Genomic DNA, 20798 nt, shown 5'->3' with positions numbered 1-20798 from the left:
GTGACGCTCTGCGTCACCTTCCGAAAGCGGAACGCGGAGCGTCCCTGGCGACATTCCCACGCAGGAGCGTGGGAACGATCGATCGCGTCCAGCCTTTTTGGGGTCGCTGCGCAACCCAGCGAGAGCAGTCCTCCAGGAGAGCGGTCAGTGCGAGGTGCCTTCGGCAAACTCGATCTTGTTGCCCACGTTGTACTTGCCGGACGGCTTGTTCATCGGCAGGCGCTTGACCTCCTTCAGGGTGTTGCTGTCGTAGACGATCAGTGCGCCGTCGGTGTCCCAGATGCTCAGCAGCAGGTAGCGGCCGTCGCGGGTGAATTCGACATGGGCGGCGGTTTTGCCGGGCATTGGGCGCAGGGTGTGGGCGATTTCCAGGGTTTGTTTGTCGATCAGGTGGATGGCATCGTTGTCCGGGCCGAAGAACACGTCGGTCCAGGCATAGCGCGAGTTGGCATGGCTGCGCAGGAAGAAGCCCGGCCCCAGGGTGGGGATCTGCTTGATGACTTTCCAAGTGTCGAAGTCAATCACCGAAATCAGCCCTTTGCTGATATTGGGCGTGGCGAACACCCAGTGCCCATCGCGCCTCCAATAAGTGCCCGAGCCCAGGTGCGGCATCCCCGGCAATGCGATGTCCTTCACCACATGCCCGGTGTCGAGGTCGATGACTTGCCCGCCCTTGGCCTTGCGCGACGTGGCGAGCAGTTGCCGATAATCGGGCGAGAAGGAAAAATCATCCAGGTAATCCTCGGCCTCGATACGCCTCGGCACGAAGTCCGGGTTCGGCCCGGTGGACAGCTCCCAGACCTCCTTGACGTCTTTCAAGGCGACGATGAAGCTGTTGCGCGGCGGCGCGGTATACACCGCGCTGACTCGCGAGCCCTGGCCGTCCAGCCCCACTGTTGCAATAGTCTTGACCGGTGACAGGTCGCGGGCATCCAGCACCACCAGATTGCCGGGCAAGGTGTTGCCCACCAGCACCCAGCGCCCGTCCTTGCTCACCGCCAGGTTACGAGTATTGAGCCCGGCCCGGACTTCGGCGATCAGTTTGAGGTTGTGCAGGTCGTACAGGCTGATCCAGCCGTCCCGGGAGGCGAAATAGACGAAGCGTCCGTCCGGCGAAAACTTCGGCCCGCCATGCACGGCAAAATGCGAGGCGAAGCGCGCCAGGACTTCGAAACGATCGCCGTCGATGATGTCGACATGATGATCACCAGCCTCCACCACCACGAATAGGTTCAGCGGGTCGGCGCTGTGCTGAGGTGCAGTGGGCAAGCTCGCGACATTCGCCAGCAGGCGATGGCTATGGCGCGTGTCATCTTCGCTCCAAGTCGGTTCGACGGCGGGCGCGCGCTGGAGATAGTGAGTCAGGCCATCGATCTGCGCGCCGTCCAGCATTCCGCCGAACGAGGCCATCTGGCTGGCGGGACGGCCGTTTTCAATGACGCGGCGGATTTCATCGGGTTTGATCCGGCTCAAGCTTTGCGGCAACAGTGCAGGCCCGGCGCCGCCGATGCGATTGACGCCGTGGCATTGCTGGCAATGCTGCTGATAATTGCGCTCGGCCAACGCCAGGTCCGGCGGGTCCATGACCTCGCCATGAGCCGCGCCGACCATGAGTAGCGACGTGAACCACCAACCTCTCATGACGCCACCTTCGAGGCGTGGGTTGTCGGCTGTGGCAGCGGATGAATACGTGCCGGATGCTGTACTGGCTGATGGGCAAACAAACCGACCACCTTGCCGATCACCGTCAATGTCGGCAGGCCCTCGGCGCATCCCCGAGCCATCTCCGGCAGATGTGAAAGCGTGCCTCGCAGCACCTGCTGGTCGGGGCGCGTGCCGTTGCTGATCAACGCCGCAGGGGTATCGGCCGGCAGCCCGGCCTCCACCAACCGCTCGGCGATGAGGCCCAGGTTCGACAACCCCATGTAGAACACCAGCGTCTGGCTGTCGTCGGCCAGGCTTCGCCACGGCAGGTCCAACTCGCCTTCGCGCTGCAAGTGGCCGGTGATGAAACGACAGGAATTGACCAGGTCGCGATGGGTCAGCGGAATACCGGCGTAGGCACTGCACCCGGCCGCGGCGGTGATGCCAGGCACCACCTGGCAATCGATTCCCCGGAATAAAAGATATTCCAGCTCTTCGGCGCCCCGGCCAAAAATGAACGGGTCGCCGCCCTTGAGACGGACCACCCGTTGGCCCTGGTCCGCGAGGTCGGCCAACAGCTCGTTGATCTGCGCCTGCGGCAGACTATGGCAACCGGCGGCTTTGCCGACGTAATGCCGGGCGCACGTCAGTGGGACCAGGCCCAGCAGTTGTTGGCTGATCAAGCGGTCGTAGACCACCGCGTCAGCCTGCATCAGCAGGCTCCAGGCGCGTAGCGTCAGCAGGCCCGGATCGCCGGGGCCTGCGCCGACCAGGGCGACTTCACCCGGTCTGAACGGTGATTGCAGGGCAGCGGGCAAAGCGATGGAGGCAGGCATAGGGCTTCCTTGTTTCGTCATCAGATTCGCCGTCGGGTTATCGGGCTAATGGGTACAGCGCAACGTTGGGAATCGCCTGCAAGCCGATTTCGTCATCGCTCAGGTGACACCCCGGGTCCTGGCCCCACAAATCGCCATCGGCCCAGGCGCGGGTGCGGGTGTTGCCGTTGCAGATACTCAACCAACGGCACTGGCCGCAGCGTCCACCCACGGCGCGTGGATGTTCGCGCAGCTTCAAGAGAAGGGCGTCGGGGTGCTCCAGCCAGAGTGCCTTGAAGGGCGTTCGGCGCACGTTTCCCACCGAGTGCTGCCACCAGTACGTGTCGGGGTGGACCTCACCGGTATTGTCGATGTTGGCGATGCCGCTGCCCGAAGCGTTGCCGCCCCAGGCCCGTAGCATCTGCTCCAGTGCGGGGTATTGCTGAGGGAGGCGCCGGGATACCCACTGCAGCAACAGGATCGCGTCGGCATCGTTGTTGCCGCTGACGAAATCGCTGTCGCGCCCTTGCTCGACGTCCGCCCACGCGCGCTCGAAGATCAACGTCATCGCCTCGCGACTCATCTGCTGCTGGGCATCGAGCTTGCGACTGCGCCTGCCGCGACCGCTGTAGTTCAGATGCGACAGATAGAATTTCTGCACATCGTATTCATCCATCAGGTCCAGCAACCGAGGCAACTGGGGATGGTTCTGCTGAGTGAGGGTGGTACGCAGCCCGACCCGGATCCCTCGCTCGCGGCAGAGCCGGATGGCCGCCATGGAACGGGCGAAACTGCCCTTGAGCTGGCGGAATTGATCGTGAGTCGTTTCCAGGCCGTCGATACTGATGCCGACGTAGTCGAAATTCGCCGCCGTTATCTGCTCTATGTTCGAGGCGTCGATCAGCGTGCCGTTGGTGGACAGGGCAATAAAGAAACCTTTGGCGCGGGCATGGGCGTTGAGCTGGAACAGGTCTTCGCGCAGTAATGGTTCGCCGCCAGACAGGATCAACACACGTACCCCGGCGTCATGCAGGTCATCGATGACCTGGAGCGCTGCGGCGGTGTCCAGTTCATCGCGAAAAACACTGTCGGCCGACGTCGCGTAGCAGTGCTTGCAGGTCAGGTTGCAACGCCTGAGCAGGTTCCAGATCACCACCGGCGGGCGACTGCTGCCCGGCGGCGCGACGCGTGGGGCGGGGCATTGCCCGGCCAGTGCACGCAGGTAATGGCTGATCCTTAACATACAACGCTCCTTCGATCGATGTGCCGGTTCAGCGCGAGGGGGGCGACAGGCGCAGGCCGGTTTTTTTCAGGATGCGGCTGCTCACCAGCATGTCGTCGGCGGCGCAGGCCTCCCCCAGCAGGTAGCGCAAGTGATCGCGGTAACTGTCGATTTCCTCGCGGCTGCGGCCATGCACCATGGCGAACAGGTTGTAGCGCCAGCCGGGCCGGCGCGGTCGGCGGTAGCAATGACTGACGAAGGGCTGCGCGCCCAACAGCGCACCCAGGCGCGGCATGTCGGCGTCAGCCACGTCCCAGACCGTCATGCCGTTGTGGCGGTAGCCCAGGCGATAGTGATTGGGCACCGCGGCGATGCGGCGGATCGCCCCTTCGGCCTGCAGGCGCTTGAGCAGGTCTAGAGTGGACTCGACGCTCAGGCCCAATTGCTCGGCCAGCCAGGCCCAGGGATCTTCGAGCAGCGGCAGGCCGGCCTGGGTCAGTTCGACCAGGCGCAGGGCCAACGGCGTTTGCTCCAGGGGCAACGTTTCAGACCGGGAAATACAAACCGACATGGTAGGTCTCCTCCTTGGGCAGGTTCAGCGGCACCAGGCCGGTCAGGCGCTCGATGCGCAGCAGGGTCTCGGCAATCGCCTGTTCGCTGGGGCAAGCGAGTACGAACCACATGTTCCAGGCGTGCTCGCGGCGGTAGTTGTGGGCCACTTCGGGCATGTCGGCGAGCAGGTCGGCGATGGTGTCGAAACGCGGTTCCGGCACCGCCAGGGCGGCCAGGGTGAAAGCGCCGCCCAAACGCTCGATATCGAACATCGGGCCGAATCGGGTAAGGACGCCGTCGTTGAGCAATTCGTGCAGACGGTCGAGCAATTCAGCACTGCTGCTTTCCAGTTCGCCGGCCAAGTGTTCCCAGGGCTGGCGCACCAGCGGCAGGCCCAGTTGCAGGCGGTTGATCAGGCGCCGGTCGAGGTCATCCATCAATGGCGGCTCCGGCAGGTGCGGCGAAGCGTCCACCGCACTGCTTGAACAGATGGGTACTGAACAGCAACTGATGGGGCAGGTCGTCCAGCAGATGTTCCTGGAGCAGCGCTTGGACCTGGGCCTCGACACGGTCCCGCTGGCGCCCGTGGATCATGCAGAACAGGTTGTATTGCCACTGCGGCAGGCGCCGTGGTCGTTGATAACACAGGCTGATGCCAGGGGCTTGGCCCAGGCGTCGCCCGACTTCATCGACCAGGGCGTCCGGCACGTCCAGCACCAGCATGGCGTTGGCGGAAAACCCCAACGCCCGGTGGTTGACCACGAGGCCGACGCGGCGAAACAGACCCTGTTCGTTCCATTGGCGCATTTGCTCCAGCACCAGAGGCTCGCTGGCTTCGATCTGTTCGGCCAAGGCCTGGAACGGGCGCGGGGTCAGGGGCAAGCCGGTTTCCAGCAGGCGGCGCAGCGCCAGGGATTGAGACTCGGTCAGGGCGGTGTTCATGGGGTGGCCTCCAGGGCAAAGCCCAGGTCGATGCGGTAGGCGGTGAGCATGGGCAAATCCAGCGGCGTGAGGCCGGTGTCCTGCTCCAGTTCCTGGAGGATGCTGTCCAGGTGAGCACGGGTTGGGCCGGTCAGCACGAACCAGAGGTTGTAGCGATGTTCGCGTGCGTAGTTGTGATTGACTTCCGGGTACTGGTTGACGCGTTCCGCCACCTGTTGCAATCGCTCCTGCGGTACGGCGAAGGCGGCGAGGGTGCTTGCGCCGGCCCGGGTGTGTTCGAACACCGGGCCGACGCGCGACAAGGTGCCGGCCAGTTGCAGATGCTGGAGGCATTCCAGGACCTGCGCCTCGCTGCAACCCAGGGTCTGGGCCATGACCCGATAGGGCTCGGCGCACACCGGCATGCCATGCTGGAATCGATCGATCAGGCGACGGGCAAGCGGGCTTTGGGTCATGTCAGTAGCCCGCCTTGTGCGCACGGCTGCTGAAAAAAATCCCGCTGGGGCTCAGGGACGGTAACGCAGTGAGCCGTTCGAGCCGGTAGGGATCCCAGGCCTGCACCTCGCCGCCATCGCGTACGGACAACCACAATTGATCGCCGCGTGCGGTGAACTCCATGTGCAGCACGCCAACCCCTGGCCGCAGGTCGGCGACGATGGCGTGGGTCTGGGTGTCGATGACCTGCACGCGGTCGTTGTCGGGGTAGGCGAAGTTGACCCAGAGCTGGCGTCCATCCGGTCGCGCCGTGACAAAGACCGGCTGGCCGGCGACGGCGATGGCATCGACTTGCTGCCAGGTGGTGTCCATCACCAGCACTTGGTGATGGCCGACGGCGGGCACGAACGCTTGCTGATCAGCCATGGCCCAGCCTTCCAGATGCGGCATCTTGTACACCGGCAACCTGGCCTGGCCGCGTCCATAATGCCCCAGTACCCGTTTCACGCCGCGTTCCGGATGCCAGAGATCGAGCTGCGCCATGCCGTCTTCGCCAAACAGCCCGGCCATGTAATAGCGCCCGTCCGGGGTGATCAGCGCGTCATAGGGTTGTTGGCCGATGCCGGTGAAGCGTTCGATTTGCGGTACGACGCCGTTACTGAAGTCAGCCGTCCAGATTTCGCCGGTGTCGAACAGGCTGAACACGAAGCGCTGGCCCGGCGCGTCCACCAGTCCCACGACACGTGAGCGTTTACCCGCATCCGGCAGGGGCGTAGCGGGAATGTCAGCCACTTGTTCCAGAGTCCGGGCATCGAACACCTTGACGCCGCCGGGCTCGTAGTTGGAAACGGCGATCAGCTTGCCGTCCTGGCTGATCGCCCCGCCGATGCTGTTGCCGCCCTGGATGATGCGTCGGTCGATGCGGGCCGTCAGCAGATCGACTTTGCTCAAGCCACCATCGCGGCCGAATACGAAGGCGTAGCGTTGATCCCTGGAGAACACCACCGAGGCGTGGGACAAATCGCCCAGGCCCTCCACGCGGGCAAGTGTGGAGCGGGTGTCGCTTTCGATGATCTGCAGGCTGCCGGTGGCGCGTTCCACCACCACGCCCAAGTCGCCGGTGCCGCGCAGTGGTGCCTGCGTGCAAGCGACCAGCGACAGGGCGATGGCCAGAGAAGAAAGCAGGGAGCGAATCATGAGGCAGGTTTTCCTTGAAGGAGCCGGTCCACCAGCCAACGGATGTCGTCGGGGGGCAACAGCGCTGCCCAGCCGGGCATGGCACTGCCGGGGCGGCCCAGGGTGACGGTGGCGATGAGGCTGTCGCGGGATTTTCCCGCCAGGGCTTCGCGGGTCAGCGGCGGGCCGAGGCCTCCGGTCAGGTACAGGCCGTGGCAGGCACCGCAGTCCTGGTCCAGAAGATGTTGAAGCTGGGCCTGGCGCTGATGATCGGGAGTGGCCAGCGCGCAGGCGGGGATAAGCAGGAGGAGGGCAGTGATCGAGGTGGTGAAGCTGTGTCGTTCCATGACGTCCTCCTGAATGAAATTGCACCGCTTTCGTGGCGAGGGAGCAAGCTCCCTCGCCACGGGTCATGTGATTACTTGAGGGTCAAGACCCACGCAGCCAGGATATTGGCTTCCTCTTCCGTCACCGGGTTGGCTGGCATCGGCATCGGCCCCCAGTTGCCTTGCGTGCCTTCCTTGATGTGTTTGGCCAGTACCGCCTCGGCCCCAGCGACGCCGGCGTTTTTCGCCGCGACGTCCTTGAGCGCCGGACCCACCACCTTGGTGTCGATGGAATGGCAGGCCGCGCAAGGTTTACTCTTGAACAGCGTCGGGCCGTCCTGTGCCAACGCCGGCAGGCTGTAGGCGGCGGTCAAGGCCAGTGCGATCAGAATAGGCTTCATGGTTTTTCCTCTTATTGATGGGGCTCAATAGATGTCGTGTTGGGTGTTGTAGACGTTGAATTTTCCGGTCGGGGTGATCAGGCGCTTGTCCTTGATCACGTTCTTGACCTTGAGGGTCTTGTCGTCGATCACCACCAGCGCCGACTCGTCTTCCTGGCCACTCCAGACCGAGAACCAGACCTCATCGCCAGCCTTGTTGTATTCCGGTTGCACCACGCGCAATGCGCCTTTCTTGATGCCGGCGTACTCGGCAATCGGCAGCACGGTGTAGCCAGCGTCAAGCTTGTCGATGTTGAACACCGCCACCGATTGGCTGAGCTTGGCGTCGGGGCTGAGGGTGGTGTCGACATACAGGTGGCGCGATGCGGGGTGGGTCTTGATGAACAGCGAACCGCCGCCCTGGCCTTGGAGCGAAGCGACCTGTTTCCAGGCGTATTGCGGGTGCTTGACCGGGTCGGTGCCGATCAGCGAAACCCCGGCATCGCCCAAGTGGCTGGTGGCCCAGACCGGTCCATAGAGCGGGTGATTGAAGTTGGCGCCGCGCCCCGGATGCGGCGTCTTGCCGACGTCCACCAGGGCGGTGAGCTTGCGCTCCCTGGAGTCGATCACCGCGACCTTGTTGGAGTTGTTGGCGGCCGTCATGAAATAGCGATGGCTGCTGTCCCAACCGCCGTCATGCAGGAACGGCGCGGCATCGATGCTGGTGATGGTGAGGTTCTTGATGTCCTGGTAGTTGACCAGCATCACCTTGCCGGTTTCCTTGACGTTGACGATGAACTCGGGCCACTCGTGGGACGCGATGATGGCCGCGACGCGAGGCTCGGGATGGTATTGCTGGGTGTCGACGGTCATGCCCCGGGTCGAGACAATTTGCTTGGGCTCCAGGGTCTCGCCGTCCATGATCGTGAACTGCGGCGGCCAGTACGAACCGGCAATCGTGTACTTGTCTTCGTAGCCCTTGAACTTGGAGGTTTCCACCGAGCGAGCCTCGATGCCCACCTTGATTTCCGCGACCTTGGTCGGCTCCTTCGGCCACAGGTCGATCATGTCGATCTTGGCGTCCCGGCCGATCACCAGCAGGTAGCGCCCCGACGCGGAGATGCGCGAGATGTGCACGGCGTAACCGGTGTCGATCAGCTTGACGATTTTCTTGCTGTCGCCGTCGATCAAGGCAATCTTGCCGTCGTCGCGAAGGGTGACTGAAAACAGGTTTTGCAGATTGAGGTTGTTGAGCTGCCTGGTTGGCCGGTCCTCGGGTTTGATCAAGACTTTCCAGGTCTTGAGGGTTTCAGCCATGCCCCATTCCGGCGGCGTTGGCGGGGTGTGCTGGATGAACTTGGCCATGACCGTGATCTGGTCTTTGGTCAGGGCATTGGAGGTGCCCCAGTTCGGCATGCCGGCGGCCGAACCGTAAGTGATCAGCGCTTCCAGGTAGGGCTGGCCGCGCGCTTGGGTGATGTCGGGTGTCAGCGGCTTGCCGGTGGCGCCCTTGCGAAGCACGCCGTGGCAACCGGCGCAGCGCTGGAAGTAGATTTCCTTGGCCGAGTCGAAGTCGGCCTGGCTCAGGTCTGGCGCGCCTTCGGTCTTGACCACCCGGGGTGACTCCGGCGTGGTGGGTAGGTCGGCGAAGGCGTAGGGAGCAACCAGCGCTGTACACAGCGCCGTCACCCTCAGGGCCCACGTTTTTTTGTGGCTGATCAGCATTCCATTTCTCCTCAGGCATGACCCGCGCTGCCCTGCAAATGTCGTCCGGCGCGCAGATTCTTGGTGCGATGCAAGGCTATGCCGGGGGGATGGTTAACCGCTTGACGGCGATCAAGTTTGCCGGCCGCAAGCCTTGCCAGGTTGTCGCAGGGCCTCGTAGCGTGATGGGCAATCGAGTTGTCTGAGCAGGTCTTTCCATGAACGCTATCTCTACCGCCCCACGTCCGGACGAACCTTTCTATCAACCCCAGGACAACGAGCAGGCGATGTTCGAGCAGGCCTGGCATCACGGCATGCCAGTGCTGATCAAGGGGCCGACCGGTTGCGGCAAGACCCGTTTCGTCCAGTACATGGCCCATCGGCTGAAACTGCCGCTGTACACCGTGGCCTGCCACGACGACCTGAGCGCCGCCGACCTGGTGGGCCGTCACTTGATCGGCGCCCAGGGCACCTGGTGGCAGGACGGGCCCTTGACCCGGGCAGTGCGCGAGGGCGGCATTTGTTATCTGGATGAAGTGGTCGAGGCGCGTCAGGACACAGCGGTGGTGCTGCACCCACTGGCGGACGACCGTCGGCAGTTGTATCTGGAGCGCACCGGCGAGGTATTGCAGGCACCGCCGTCGTTTATGCTGGTGGTGTCGTATAACCCCGGCTACCAGAACCTGCTCAAAGGCATGAAACCCAGCACGCGGCAACGTTTCGTGGCGATGCGCTTTGGTTATCCGGCGATTGCCGATGAAGAGCGGATCGTCGCCCGCGAGGCTGGGGTCGATATGGCTCTGGCCGCCCAGGTGGTGCGACTGGGGCAAGCGCTGCGCCGGCTCGATCAGCATGACTTGGAAGAAGTCGCGTCCACCCGTTTGCTGATTTTCACCGCGCGCATGATCGGTGCCGGCATGGACCCGCGCCAAGCCTGCCTTGGGTGTCTGGCCGAACCCTTGAGCGACGACCCGCAGACCGTTGCCGCGTTGATGGATGTGGTCGATGTCCACTTCGGCTGAAACCGCTGGCGTGTCCCGGCGGTTGCCCGGGGATCTGGCGATGTGGTTTTTCATCCTCGCCGAACTGTCGGTATTCGCCTTGCTGATCCTGGCGTTCACCGTTGCCCAGGTGTTACACCCGCAGATGTTCAGCGAAGGCCGGCAGTTGCTGGACCGGTCCACGGGCCTGGCGATGACCCTCAGCCTGCTGACCGCCGGCCTGTTCGCCGCACTGGCCCAAGAGAAAGTCAGGCAGGACCGGCCGCGTCGAGCCGCGCTGTTGTTGTGTGGGGCGTTGTTGCTTGCCTGCGGTTATGTGGCGATCAAGCTCACTGAGTATGCCCATCTGCTGGCGAACGGCCTGGGCATGGAGCACAACACCTTCTTCACCTTGTACTGGATTCTCACCGCGTTCCATTTCCTTCATGTGCTGCTGGGCATGGTGATCCTCGCGTGGCTGGCCGAAGGTTGCCGGCGTCGGCGCTATGGTACTCGGCAAAGCAGTGGCCTGGAGTCCGGCGTGCTGTATTGGCACATGGTGGATCTGGTGTGGGTGTTGCTGTTTCCGGTTGTCTACATTCTCGGTTGAGCGCAGGTGCACATGTCGGCTTCCCATGTCTTGATCGCCTGTTGGATAACGCTTGCGGTGCTGAGCACTGGCACCGTTGCGCTGGGCCAGGTCGCCACCAGCGGGCTGGTGTCAATCGCCATCCTGGCGGTCGCGGTGGCCAAGGCCTGGCTGATCGCCGACGGCTTCATGGAACTGCGCCATGCGCCGCGATTGTGGCGGCGGTTGGTGTTGAGTTGGGCGGTGGTGCTGGCGGTTGTGATCGGGATCGTCATCTCATCTGCCCTCTGAATCCCGACGCAACCCCCGTGGCGAGGGAGCTTGCTCCCGCTGGGCTGCGCAGCAGCCCCAATTGCAGCAACTCAATCCATCTGATGCACCGCGCCAGCAGGTTTTAGGGCTGCTTCGCAACCCAGCGGGAGCAAGCTCCCTCGCCACAAGAGCCGTTCTCCATCATCGCGGTGCCCATTGAACAACCCACCAAAACCATCGGAGATTCTTGATCGCCATCAAGCGGTTTCCGACCCCTCAGTTCCTAGAATGGTCACGCCAAGCAATGAGGAAGTGACCATGTCAGATACCTTCACCAAAGGCATGGCCAGGAATATTTACTTCGGGGGAAGCATCTTCTTTTTCCTGATATTCCTGGCCCTGACCTACCACACGGAACAGACCTTTCCGGAGCGCAGCAACCAGGCGCAACTGACGGAATCGGTGATACGCGGCAAGGGCGTCTGGGAGCGCAACAACTGCATCGGCTGCCACACCCTGCTGGGCGAGGGCGCGTATTTTGCGCCGGAGCTGGGCAACGTGGTGAACCGGCGCGGGGGCGACGAAGCCTTCAAGCCGTTCCTGCAAGCCTGGATGAAAATGCAGCCGCTGAACGTTCCGGGCCGGCGGGCCATGCCGCAGTTCAACCTGAGCGAGCAGGAAGTCGACGACATCGCCGAGTTCCTCAAATGGAGCTCGAAAATCAACACCAATGGCTGGCCGCCAAACAAGGAGGGCTGAGAGATGAGCATGGCTAATCCGCATCTGAAATTCGCCTCGCAGGCCGTCGCCAAACCGTACTTCGTGTTTGCCCTGATGCTGTTCCTGGGGCAGGTGCTGTTCGGTTTGATCATGGGTTTGCAATACGTGGTCGGCGACTTCCTGTTCCCGCTGATCCCTTTCAACGTGGCCCGCATGGTCCACACCAACCTGCTGATCGTCTGGCTGCTGTTCGGCTTCATGGGCGCGGCGTATTACCTGATACCGGAGGAGGCCGACCGTGAACTGCACAGCCCGAAACTGGCGCTGGTGCTGTTCTGGGTGTTCGCCGCCGCAGGTGTGGCGACGATCCTGGGTTATCTCTCGGTGCCGTATGCGACGCTGGCGAAGTTCACCGGCAACGACTTGCTGCCAACCATGGGCCGTGAGTTCCTCGAGCAGCCGACCATCACCAAGATGGGCATCGTGGTGGTGTGCCTGGGATTCCTCTACAACATCGGCATGACGATGCTCAAGGGTCGCAAGACCACGGTGAGCATGGTGATGATGACCGGGCTGATCGGCCTGGCGGTGTTCTTCCTGTTCTCCTTCTATAACCCGGAAAACCTCGCGCGCGACAAGTTCTACTGGTGGTGGGTGGTGCATCTTTGGGTGGAAGGCGTCTGGGAACTGATCATGGGTTCGATGCTTGCCTTCGTCCTGATCAAGATCACCGGCGTGGACCGCGAAGTGGTGGAAAAATGGCTCTACGTGATCATTGCCATGGCGCTGATCACCGGCATCATCGGCACCGGTCACCACTTCTTCTGGATTGGCGCGCCCGAGGTCTGGCTATGGGTAGGTTCGATCTTCTCGGCGCTGGAACCGCTGCCGTTCCTGGCAATGGTTGTGTTCGCCTTCAGCATGGTGAAAAACCGCCGTCGCCAGCACCCGAACCGCGCCGCGACCTTGTGGGCCAAGGGCACCACGGTCACCGCGTTCTTCGGTGCGGGCGTCTGGGGATTCCTGCACACCCTGGCACCGGTCAACTACTACACCCACGGTTCGCAACTGACCGCAGCCCACGGACACCTGGCTTTCTACGGTGCCTACGCAATGATCGTCATGACCCTGATCAGCTACGCCATGCCACGCTTGCGCGGCTTGGGTGAAGCCGCGGACGAGCGCTCCCAGCGCCTGGAAATCTGGGGCTTCTGGCTGATGACCCTGTCCATGGTGATGATCACCTTGTTCCTCACCGCAGCCGGTGTTGTCCAGGTCTGGCTGCAGCGTTGGATGGAGGATGGCAGTGCCTTGCCGTTCATGGCGACGATGGATCACTTGAAGCCGCTGTTCTGGGCGCGACTGGTCAGTGGCGTCGGGTTCCTGGCCGGGCTGCTCTGCTACCTGTTCAGCTTCCGTCAACGTGGCCGCGCGGCCCTGCGTGCGCCGGCGGCGGTGGTGCCTTCATAAGTCATCACAGTTGTTAATCCGGACCCATTTGTGGCGAGGGGATTTATCCCCGCTGGGCTGCGAAGCAGCCCCAAAATGTCTGCTACTGCGGTGTATCAGACAGGATGTAGGGGGCCGCTTCGCGCCCCAGCGGGGCGGTGCGACGTTTCGCTAAATCCCCTCGCCACAATGGGTTCGGCTCAAGAGGAAATAACCATGGCATTCACCCTGGAGCTGGAAGAATGGGTCGGCAGTGTCTGGCACCGGTTCATCACGCGCCGGGCCAGTGCCGATTTTCCCGAGGCGCGGGTCGAGTTGGTGTCCCGGCAACGCTCGCTGCAAGTGCTGTTTCGCGCCACTGGCGGTGCTCGTCACCAGGGCGTGGAAGCGGCCAGCGACCGCGAGCTGCTAGTGCGCCGCAACCTCTTGCAGCAGATCGCCGGCACCTGCAAACAAGTACCGCTGGCATGGTGCGACGGCGACAATCTGCGCTTGCCGGCGAGTCTGGCGGCGTTTCCCAATGTGGGGCTGAACGAGGAGCTGTATCGCTGGCTGGCGTTGCTGGCCGCGCAGTCGGGGCCGATGACCCATTGGGGCCGCGACAATCAGCGCTGGACCCTGGCGGTGTTGAAGCGCTACCCGGCGCTGCGCCCGCGCTACCGGCGACTGGTGGAAGCGCACCTGTCGCTGCGCCCCGATCCTGAATCGCTGGCTCCGGCCGAAGCCGCGCTGGAACGAGCCTTGTGCCAGGCGCTACGCGAGCCGGGCAGTGTCGAGCATTTCCCGCGCAGCGAACGGGCAGCCTGGCCGTTGCCGTTATGGCTGTATCCGCCCCGAAACCTGGCCCTTCCCCAGGCGGCGGACCTGGAGGAGTCGGAGCAATACCTGGCGACGCCGCCAGGTGAGCAACAAGGTGGACGCAAGCGCGCCGAGCGCATCGATGACGTCAGCCGCGACGGTGGCCTGCTGATCGTGCGCCTGGAAAATCTGTTCAGTTGGACCGAGCACGTGGACCTGGATCGCTGGTCGGACGACAGCGAAGACCCGGACGCCGCCCGCGTCGCCGAAGACCTCGATCAGCTGACCCTTTCCCGGACCCGTTTGCGCAAGGGCGGCGGCCTGAAACTGCACCTGGACCTGCCGCCGGCCGATGTCGATGACCTGCCGCTGGGCGAGGGCATTCGCCTGCCGGAGTGGGACTATCGCCAACAACGCTTGCAAGCGGATTTCGTCAGCGTGCAGACCTATGTTCCCCGCGACTGCGAACCCCAGCCACTGCCGTTACGCCTGCGCGGACCGGCCCAGCGTTTGCGCCGCCAGTTCGAGCACCTGCGCAACGATCGCCAATGGCTGCGCCAGCAGACCCAAGGCTCGGAGCTGGACCTGCAAGCCTGGCTGGACTTTCACGTCGAGCGCCAACACGGGCAGTGCAGCGAACGCGGCCTGTTCCTGGACCAGCGTCAGACCCGCCGAGACTTGGCCTGCCTGCTGCTGGCCGACCTGTCGATGTCCACCGATGCCCACCTCAATGATGAGCACCGGGTCATCGATGTGATCCGAGACAGTCTGTTGCTGTTCGCTGAAACACTGTCTGTGCTGGGGGATGATTTCGCCTTGTACGGGTTTTCTTCCCTGCGCCGCCAGAGCGTGCGGATGCACGAGCTCAAGGCATTCAACCAGCGCTACGACGACCAGACCCGCGGCCGGATCCAGGGCCTCAAGCCCGGTTATTACACGCGCATGGGCGCCGCGATCCGCCAAGCCACCCAACGTATGGCCGGGTGCAAGCGGCGGCGAAAACTGTTGCTGTTGATCAGTGACGGCAAACCCAATGACCTGGACCTCTACGAAGGCCGCTACGGCGTCGAGGACACCCGCCAGGCCGTGCTGGAAGCCCGGCGCCAAGGGCTGACACCGTTCTGCATTACCATCGACCGGGAAGCGGGGGACTACCTGCCGTACATGTTCGGCGCCAACGGCTACACCCTGATTCGCCAGCCCGAGCAACTGCCGCTGCGCTTGCCGCAGTTGTACCGACAGTTGACTCAGGATTGAGGAATCAGGCGATGCTGCGAGGCAACCAGAAGAACATGACGATGCAGAAGAGCGTCAGCCCGACGCAGAACCAGGTGAAACGCCGCAGCCGGCGTTCGCCGGCCATTGCGGCCTCGAACGGCAGGGGCATGCCGCATTGGCTGCACTCGCTTGCATCGACGGGGTTGGCATGTTGGCAATACAGGCAGCTCATTCGAACTGTTCCAGTCGCAGGCGATCGAGAATGGCGATCTGGCGACCGTCCTGGGTGATGATTTTCTCATCGATCAGGCGTCGGATGATCCGCGAGAAGGTTTCCGGCTGGATGGACAGGTGCCCGGCGATCAATTGCTTGGCCATCGGCAATTCGAACTGGCTGTCGACGGTTTGCAGGCGCACCAATTGCGTCAGCAGATAGCGCACCACCCGGTGGGTGGCGTTCTTCAGCGACAGGGTTTCAATCTCGTTGACCCGTTGATGCAGGCGAACGCATAGCTTGCCGAGTAGCGCGAAGGTCAGTCGGCTGTTGCTTTGCAACAGGCGCATGTACGTGGCGTTGGACAAGCGGTACAGCTGGGTCGGGCCGACGGCTTCGGCGGACGCGACGTAATTGGGCGTGTCCATCAGCATCATGGCTTCGGCGAAGGTCTGGCGCTCGCCAATCACCTCGAAGACTTTTTCCTGGCCGTCCGGGGTCAAGCGGTAGATTTTCACCGCGCCGGAAATCACGAAGTAAAACGCCTGGGCCGGCTCGCCCTGGCGAAACAGTGGGTCGCCCTTGTCGATACTCAACAGTTGGCTGTGGCTCATCAGCTCGTCAAGCTGCTCTTCGTTCAGCGGCTCGAACAGATGATGGCTGCGCAGAATCTGGTGATGGACACGGTGGAGCACCATGGCGTGAATCCTTGTTTTAACGAAGAAGTGATCGGGATCAGACCAGGCTCAGGGACAAGCCGCTGGCAATTGCCACGACGCAAGAGAGCAGGACGAACCAGGTAAACGGCAACACGGCGGATTTCATGGGGACCCCGACAATTGAAGGTAATGCCGTGCCTGAGCAAGAGCCGGGCCAGGCCTGGGAGCTTTGATTTGTGGGGCGTTGAGACTGGAAGGGTAAAAATGACCCGAATGTTTTAGGGTAAAAACAACCACGAAAGGGTTATAAGCACCCTATTTGATCGTTCCCACGCTCCGCGTGGGGATGCAGCCAGGGACGCTCTGCGTCCATTCCGCAGCCGAACGCGGAGCGTCCGAAGCGGCATTCCCACGCAGAGCGTGGGAACGATCGGACCGCGTTATCGTTCATCGCGAGCAAGCTCTGCTCCCACAACGGCAAGCCCCTTGCAAGTGCCTGTTCGAGGTGAGCGTCGCTAACGAGCTGGCTTGATCTGAGACAAGGCCCGCTTGCGTCGATAGCCCATCATTGGAATCCTGATTTGTCGTACCTCGCAGAGGTCCAGCGGGGACAGAGGAGTTGTGTATGCAAGTGCTTGATCGTCGCAAGGCCATGGCCATCGCGCCGTTGTGGCGCCTGGCGTTTCGGCCGTTCTTTCTCGGCGGCTGCGTGCTCGCGTTGCTGGCGGTTCCCTTTTGGCTGGCGGCGTTCAGCGGACGGTTGGGCAATTGGCAACCGGCCGGCGGCTGGCTGGCCTGGCACCGTCATGAATTGTTGTTCGGTTTCGGCCTGGCGATCATCGCCGGATTCCTGCTGACGGCGGTGCAGACCTGGACGGGCAGCCCCGGGCTCAGCGGCAAGCGCTTGGCCGCATTGGCGTTGCTGTGGATGGGCGCGCGGCTGGCCTGGCTGACCGATGCGCCCTGGCCTTTGCTGATGGCGTTGGAAATGGGTTTTGCCTTGGCTGTGGCAGCACTGATGGGCCTGACGTTGTGGCGCGTGCGGCAGAAACGCAATTACCCGATCGTGCTGGTATTGCTGCTGTTGGCCGCCGCCGATGGCTTGTCGGTGTACGGCCTGGTACAACACGACGAAGGCCTGCAGCGTCAAAGCGTGCTCACCGGCCTGTGGCTGGTAGCGGCGATGATGGGGTTGATTGGCGGGCGGGTGATTCCGTTCTTTACCCAGCGTGGCCTCGGTCGGGTCGAAGGCGTGGCCCCTTGGCCGTGGCTCGACCGCCTGTTGCTGGCGGGTTCGGCGCTGGTGGCGTTGTTGTATGCCTTCGGTCCGGCATTGTCGGTCAGCGTCTGGGTCGGCCTGTTGTTCACCGCGTTGGCGGTGGGGCACGGGATTCGACTGGTGCGCTGGCATGATCGCGGGCTGTGGCGGGTGCCGCTGTTGTGGTCGTTGCACCTGGCCTACGCTTGGCTGGCCGTGGCGTGCCTGGGTATGGCGCTGTGGCACTTCGGCGCGCCGCTGAACCCGAGCCTGGCGGTGCATGCCTTGACCATCGGCGCCATGGCCGGGCTGATCCTGGCGATGATCGCCCGCGTCAGTCTCGGCCATACCGGGCGTCCACTCGAACCGCCGACGGGCATGACGCTGGCCTTCATCTTGTTGAACCTGGCGTGTTTCAGTCGAGTGCTACTGGTGTTGCTCTTGCCGATGCCCGCGCTTTGGCTGGCGGGCCTTTGCTGGTTATTGGCGTTTGGCCTGTACGCCTGGCGCTATGGCCCGATGTTGCTGCAGGCGCGGGTGGATGGGCATCCTGGATGAATCGGCCGCACGGAGATGATCGATAATGTACGGGGTTTTGCTGGTCGCGCATCTATTGGCGGCCATCGCCTTCATTGGCACGCTGTTCTTCGAGGTGATCATCTGGCAGGCCGCTCGCCGGCCGCTGGCGCAGGGCACCCGCGAGGCTGCCGACCAAGCGATCGCCAAGCGTTCACGGCACGTACTGCATGGCGTCGTGCTCGTGCTGTACAGCGCCGGCATCGGCCTGGCCTGGCACCATCGCGGCGCCTTGGCGCAGCCGCTGGACAGCAGTTTCGGCCTGCTACTGAGTTTCAAGATCCTGTTGGCCCTGAGCATCGTCGGGCATTACGTCTGGCTGGCCTATTGGCTCAAGCGCGGACGGTTGACGCCGAACCGGGCCTGTTGGCTGCGGCGTAGTATCCTCGGGCACATGCTACTGATCGTGGTGTTGGCGAAGGGGATGTTCTACTGGCAGTTTTGAACACCTGGTCTTGAACACCGCAACCGGTACGGCTGCGGAGTTTTCAATCAATGCACCGGCTTCATCGCATTGACAAACAGCACATTGTTTTCCAGATGAATATGCTGCATCAGGTCATCCCGCAGCTCCACCAGCCCGCGATACAGCGCGCGCCAGGTGTTGCAGGCGTCGGCCGGTGGGGTGATCTGGTCGGTGAGGGCGAGCATGGTTTCCAAGGCTTCACCGTGCTGGTCGTGTTCGTAGCGCAGCACCTGGATCGGCGCCGAGGCTCGCTCGCCCAGGCCCTGTTGCAACATCGGGAACAGCACTTGTTCTTCCTTGAGCATGTGGCCTTCAAGCTCCTGGTACAGGTCTGCCAAATGGTCGGCCAAACCGTTGGGGCAACTGGGCCGTGCGCCATGCACCCGCTCGACACGCCGGGCCAGGCGGATCAGTTCTGGCAGTTGTTCGCGGTGGCGGGCGTGGTAGCGTTCGAGGATGTGGGCGATCAACCGCGACTGAGGCTCGTTGCGCCAGTCGTGGCCCAGCTCGCCAGCCGCTTGCAGGGTGCGCAGGGCGTCGGCGATCAGCAGGGGGTTCAGACCTTTGCCCAGCGCGGCTTCGCGCAGGGTCTTTTGTCCGCCGCAACAGAAGTCGAGGTTGTAGTGATGAAAAGTCCGGGTAGCGCCCGGAATGTCGCAGGCCAGTTGGCCGAGGCTTTGTTCAAGCAGGTCGAGGCTCATCATGTTTCCTTGGGTTGAATCCCGGAAGGGACAGATGAACGGGCATTGCAGTCGCCGTGCCAGGGTTCAACTGCTTGAAAGTAAATAGATAAATTCATGACAAGGTGATTTTCACCTTGGCTGCGAGGGGTCAAACGAACCCTGGAGGGTCATCACTACCATGCTGCGTGAAAGCCTGGCCGCCGACCTGATTGTCGAGCTGCCCAATGCCGTGCGATTGCAGCGCCTGGTGCAGACCCTGCGCGAATATTTCAACAGTGGCGCCGTCGGTTTGCTGCGTCTCGACGACGACAGCCTCCGGCCCGTGGCGACCGTGGGCCTGGTGCACGAAGCGCTGGGCCGTCGGTTCGTGATCGCCCAGCATCCGCGTCTGGCGGCGATCATGGCATCGCGTGAGCCGACCTGGTTCGAACCCGACAGCCGCCTGCCGGACCCTTACGACGGCCTGCTCGATCACCACGTCGGCGAGCCGTTGCCGGTGCACGATTGCATGGGTGTGAGCCTCTATGTGGAAGGAAGCCTGTGGGGCGCGATCACCCTGGATGCATTGCACGCCGGCACCTTCGACAGCCGCGCCCGGGAGGAACTCAAGCGCTGTACCTTGCAGATCGAGGCGGCGGTGCGGGTCACCCGGCTGGAGCAGGAGAACCGCAGCCTGCGGGCGTCGCGCAGCGACCAGACGGACCTGCGCCTGCCGGCCGTGGAGGGCGAAATCCTCGGGCGCAGCGAGGGCTTGCAGCAGTTGCTCAACGAACTGGACGTCTTGGCTGATTCCGAACTGCCGGTGCTGTTGCTGGGCGAGACCGGCGTTGGCAAAGAGTTGTTTGCCCGACGCTTGCATCGTCTTTCCCGACGCGGGCACAAGCCTTTGGTGCAGGTCAATTGCGCGGCGTTACCCGAGTCCCTGGCCGAAAGTGAATTGTTCGGCCACGTCAAAGGCGCGTTTTCCGGAGCGACGACCGACCGCGCCGGGCGCTTCGACGCGGCCAACGGTGGCACGCTGTTTCTCGATGAAGTCGGCGAGTTGCCGTTGACCGTGCAAGCCAAGTTGCTCCGTACCTTGCAGAACGGAGAGATCCAGCGCCTGGGGGCGGACAAGCCGTTGCACGTTGACGTACGGATCATCGCCGCGACCAACCGGCACCTGCCCGACAGCATTCGCGACGGGCTGTTTCGGGCCGATCTGTACCACCGATTATCGGTCTATCCAGTGCCAATCCCGCCGCTGCGCGAGCGCGGCCACGATGTGTTGATATTGGCCGGTCACTTTCTCGAACTTAACCGCACGCGATTGGGCTTGCGCGGGCTACGCCTGTCGCCGGCCGCCGAGCAGGCGCTGCTGGCCTACACCTGGCCCGGTAACGTGCGGGAGCTGGAGCACGTGATCAGCCGAGCGGCGTTGAAACAACTGAGCCGTGGCGCCAGTCGCAGCCTGATCATGACCCTGGAGCCGCAAGTGCTCGACTTGGACGTCAATGCCAGCACGGCCACGGTCTGCGCGCCGCAGGAATCGCTTGAGGTCCCGTTGCGGCCCTTGAGTGCGACGGTCGACGACTGCCAGCGGCAAGCCATCTTCAAGGCCTTGGAGCGCTGCGGCCAGAACTGGGCGGGGGCCGCGCGGCTGTTGGAAATCGACCCAAGCAACCTGCATAAACTGGCGCGGCGGTTGGGGCTCAAGTAGCGCCAGCGAAACCGTGTTGCGGCCTCGATGCAACAACCGGC

Annotated in this window: 23 protein-coding genes; 9 read left to right on the top strand and 14 right to left on the bottom strand. The window is 63.1% G+C overall.

Features of this window, described 5'->3' with window-relative positions:
* Positions 1-144: 144 nt before the first annotated feature.
* From HU742_RS13450 to nirS, 11 genes are all read right to left on the bottom strand, one after another.
* Complete coding sequence (locus tag HU742_RS13450) at positions 145-1641, bottom strand: nitrite reductase (protein ID WP_186632818.1); 1497 nt, start codon at positions 1639-1641, stop codon at positions 145-147.
* Positions 1638-2480: a uroporphyrinogen-III C-methyltransferase gene (gene cobA, locus HU742_RS13445; RefSeq protein WP_186632815.1), complete on the bottom strand. Its 843-nt coding sequence runs from the start codon at positions 2478-2480 to the stop codon at positions 1638-1640. Before cobA ends, HU742_RS13450 begins: the two co-directional genes overlap by 4 nt.
* Positions 2481-2517: 37 nt before the next feature.
* Complete coding sequence (gene nirJ, locus HU742_RS13440) at positions 2518-3702, bottom strand: heme d1 biosynthesis radical SAM protein NirJ (protein ID WP_186632812.1); 1185 nt, start codon at positions 3700-3702, stop codon at positions 2518-2520.
* A gap of 28 nt (positions 3703-3730) precedes the next feature.
* Positions 3731-4252, bottom strand: coding sequence for a siroheme decarboxylase subunit beta (gene ahbB / locus HU742_RS13435; protein ID WP_186632809.1), 522 nt, complete (start codon positions 4250-4252; stop codon positions 3731-3733).
* The gene (locus HU742_RS13430) at positions 4227-4670 is read right to left on the bottom strand and encodes an Lrp/AsnC family transcriptional regulator (RefSeq protein ID WP_186632806.1); all 444 of its coding nucleotides are present in this window, start codon (positions 4668-4670) and stop codon (positions 4227-4229) included. The genes ahbB (HU742_RS13435) and HU742_RS13430 overlap by 26 nt, the downstream gene beginning before the upstream one ends.
* Positions 4663-5175: a siroheme decarboxylase subunit beta gene (gene ahbB, locus HU742_RS13425; RefSeq protein WP_186642791.1), complete on the bottom strand. Its 513-nt coding sequence runs from the start codon at positions 5173-5175 to the stop codon at positions 4663-4665. The genes HU742_RS13430 and ahbB (HU742_RS13425) overlap by 8 nt, the downstream gene beginning before the upstream one ends.
* A complete protein-coding gene (locus HU742_RS13420) occupies positions 5172-5630 on the bottom strand; it encodes an Lrp/AsnC family transcriptional regulator (protein WP_186632801.1) in 459 nt (152 codons plus the stop codon). The genes ahbB (HU742_RS13425) and HU742_RS13420 overlap by 4 nt, the downstream gene beginning before the upstream one ends.
* A 1-nt stretch (position 5631) precedes the next feature.
* Positions 5632-6807, bottom strand: coding sequence for a cytochrome D1 domain-containing protein (locus HU742_RS13415; protein WP_186632798.1), 1176 nt, complete (start codon positions 6805-6807; stop codon positions 5632-5634).
* Positions 6804-7133: a c-type cytochrome gene (locus tag HU742_RS13410; protein ID WP_186632795.1), complete on the bottom strand. Its 330-nt coding sequence runs from the start codon at positions 7131-7133 to the stop codon at positions 6804-6806. The genes HU742_RS13415 and HU742_RS13410 overlap by 4 nt, the downstream gene beginning before the upstream one ends.
* Positions 7134-7204: 71 nt before the next feature.
* The gene (locus HU742_RS13405) at positions 7205-7513 is read right to left on the bottom strand and encodes a c-type cytochrome (protein WP_186642790.1); all 309 of its coding nucleotides are present in this window, start codon (positions 7511-7513) and stop codon (positions 7205-7207) included.
* 24 nt (positions 7514-7537) lie between these two features.
* Positions 7538-9217 (bottom strand): nitrite reductase, encoded by a 1680-nt coding sequence (gene nirS, locus HU742_RS13400; protein WP_186642789.1) that lies wholly within the window; start codon positions 9215-9217, stop codon positions 7538-7540.
* 197 nt (positions 9218-9414) lie between these two features.
* Between nirS and HU742_RS13395 the strand changes: the two genes are divergently transcribed.
* The 6 genes from HU742_RS13395 to HU742_RS13370 all read left to right on the top strand — a co-directional run bounded on the left by HU742_RS13395 (position 9415) and on the right by HU742_RS13370 (position 15241).
* A complete protein-coding gene (locus HU742_RS13395; RefSeq protein WP_186632786.1) occupies positions 9415-10218 on the top strand; it encodes a CbbQ/NirQ/NorQ/GpvN family protein in 804 nt (267 codons plus the stop codon).
* Positions 10202-10786 (top strand): cytochrome c oxidase subunit 3 family protein, encoded by a 585-nt coding sequence (locus HU742_RS13390; protein WP_186642788.1) that lies wholly within the window; start codon positions 10202-10204, stop codon positions 10784-10786. The genes HU742_RS13395 and HU742_RS13390 overlap by 17 nt, the downstream gene beginning before the upstream one ends.
* A gap of 12 nt (positions 10787-10798) precedes the next feature.
* The gene (locus HU742_RS13385; protein ID WP_186642787.1) at positions 10799-11056 is read left to right on the top strand and encodes a cytochrome C oxidase subunit IV family protein; all 258 of its coding nucleotides are present in this window, start codon (positions 10799-10801) and stop codon (positions 11054-11056) included.
* Positions 11057-11335: 279 nt separating this feature from the next.
* Entirely contained in the window at positions 11336-11776 is a 441-nt protein-coding gene (locus HU742_RS13380; protein ID WP_003202495.1) for a c-type cytochrome, read from the top strand.
* Positions 11777-11779: 3 nt separating this feature from the next.
* Positions 11780-13207, top strand: coding sequence for a cbb3-type cytochrome c oxidase subunit I (locus HU742_RS13375; RefSeq protein ID WP_186632777.1), 1428 nt, complete (start codon positions 11780-11782; stop codon positions 13205-13207).
* 195 nt (positions 13208-13402) lie between these two features.
* Positions 13403-15241 (top strand): nitric oxide reductase activation protein NorD, encoded by a 1839-nt coding sequence (locus HU742_RS13370; RefSeq protein ID WP_186642786.1) that lies wholly within the window; start codon positions 13403-13405, stop codon positions 15239-15241.
* Positions 15242-15245: 4 nt separating this feature from the next.
* Here the strand turns inward: HU742_RS13370 and HU742_RS13365 are convergent, their stop codons facing one another.
* Both HU742_RS13365 and HU742_RS13360 read right to left on the bottom strand, forming a co-directional pair.
* On the bottom strand, positions 15246-15434 hold the full coding sequence (locus HU742_RS13365) for a protein DnrP (protein ID WP_186632771.1): 189 nt from the start codon (positions 15432-15434) through the stop codon (positions 15246-15248).
* Positions 15431-16114, bottom strand: coding sequence for a Crp/Fnr family transcriptional regulator (locus tag HU742_RS13360; protein ID WP_186632768.1), 684 nt, complete (start codon positions 16112-16114; stop codon positions 15431-15433). Before HU742_RS13360 ends, HU742_RS13365 begins: the two co-directional genes overlap by 4 nt.
* A 586-nt stretch (positions 16115-16700) precedes the next feature.
* Between HU742_RS13360 and HU742_RS13355 the strand changes: the two genes are divergently transcribed.
* Together HU742_RS13355 and HU742_RS13350 are read left to right on the top strand one after the other, a co-directional pair.
* The gene (locus tag HU742_RS13355) at positions 16701-17891 is read left to right on the top strand and encodes an NnrS family protein (protein ID WP_186642785.1); all 1191 of its coding nucleotides are present in this window, start codon (positions 16701-16703) and stop codon (positions 17889-17891) included.
* A 25-nt stretch (positions 17892-17916) separates the two neighbouring features.
* Positions 17917-18354 carry a CopD family copper resistance protein gene (locus HU742_RS13350; RefSeq protein WP_186632762.1) on the top strand — a complete coding sequence of 146 codons (438 nt, stop codon included), beginning with the start codon at positions 17917-17919 and terminating at the stop codon, positions 18352-18354.
* A gap of 47 nt (positions 18355-18401) precedes the next feature.
* Here the strand turns inward: HU742_RS13350 and ytfE are convergent, their stop codons facing one another.
* Entirely contained in the window at positions 18402-19076 is a 675-nt protein-coding gene (gene ytfE / locus HU742_RS13345; protein ID WP_186610178.1) for an iron-sulfur cluster repair protein YtfE, read from the bottom strand.
* 160 nt (positions 19077-19236) lie between these two features.
* On the opposite strand from ytfE, the gene norR reads away from it, so the two are divergent.
* A complete protein-coding gene (norR, locus tag HU742_RS13340) occupies positions 19237-20757 on the top strand; it encodes a nitric oxide reductase transcriptional regulator NorR (protein WP_186632759.1) in 1521 nt (506 codons plus the stop codon).
* Positions 20758-20798 lie beyond the last annotated feature (41 nt).

The organism is Pseudomonas marvdashtae (genome assembly GCF_014268655.2).
Lineage (GTDB): Bacteria > Pseudomonadota > Gammaproteobacteria > Pseudomonadales > Pseudomonadaceae > Aquipseudomonas > Aquipseudomonas marvdashtae.
Note: the sequence above shows the minus strand (reverse complement) of the source record. Positions and strands in the feature narration are given on the sequence as shown.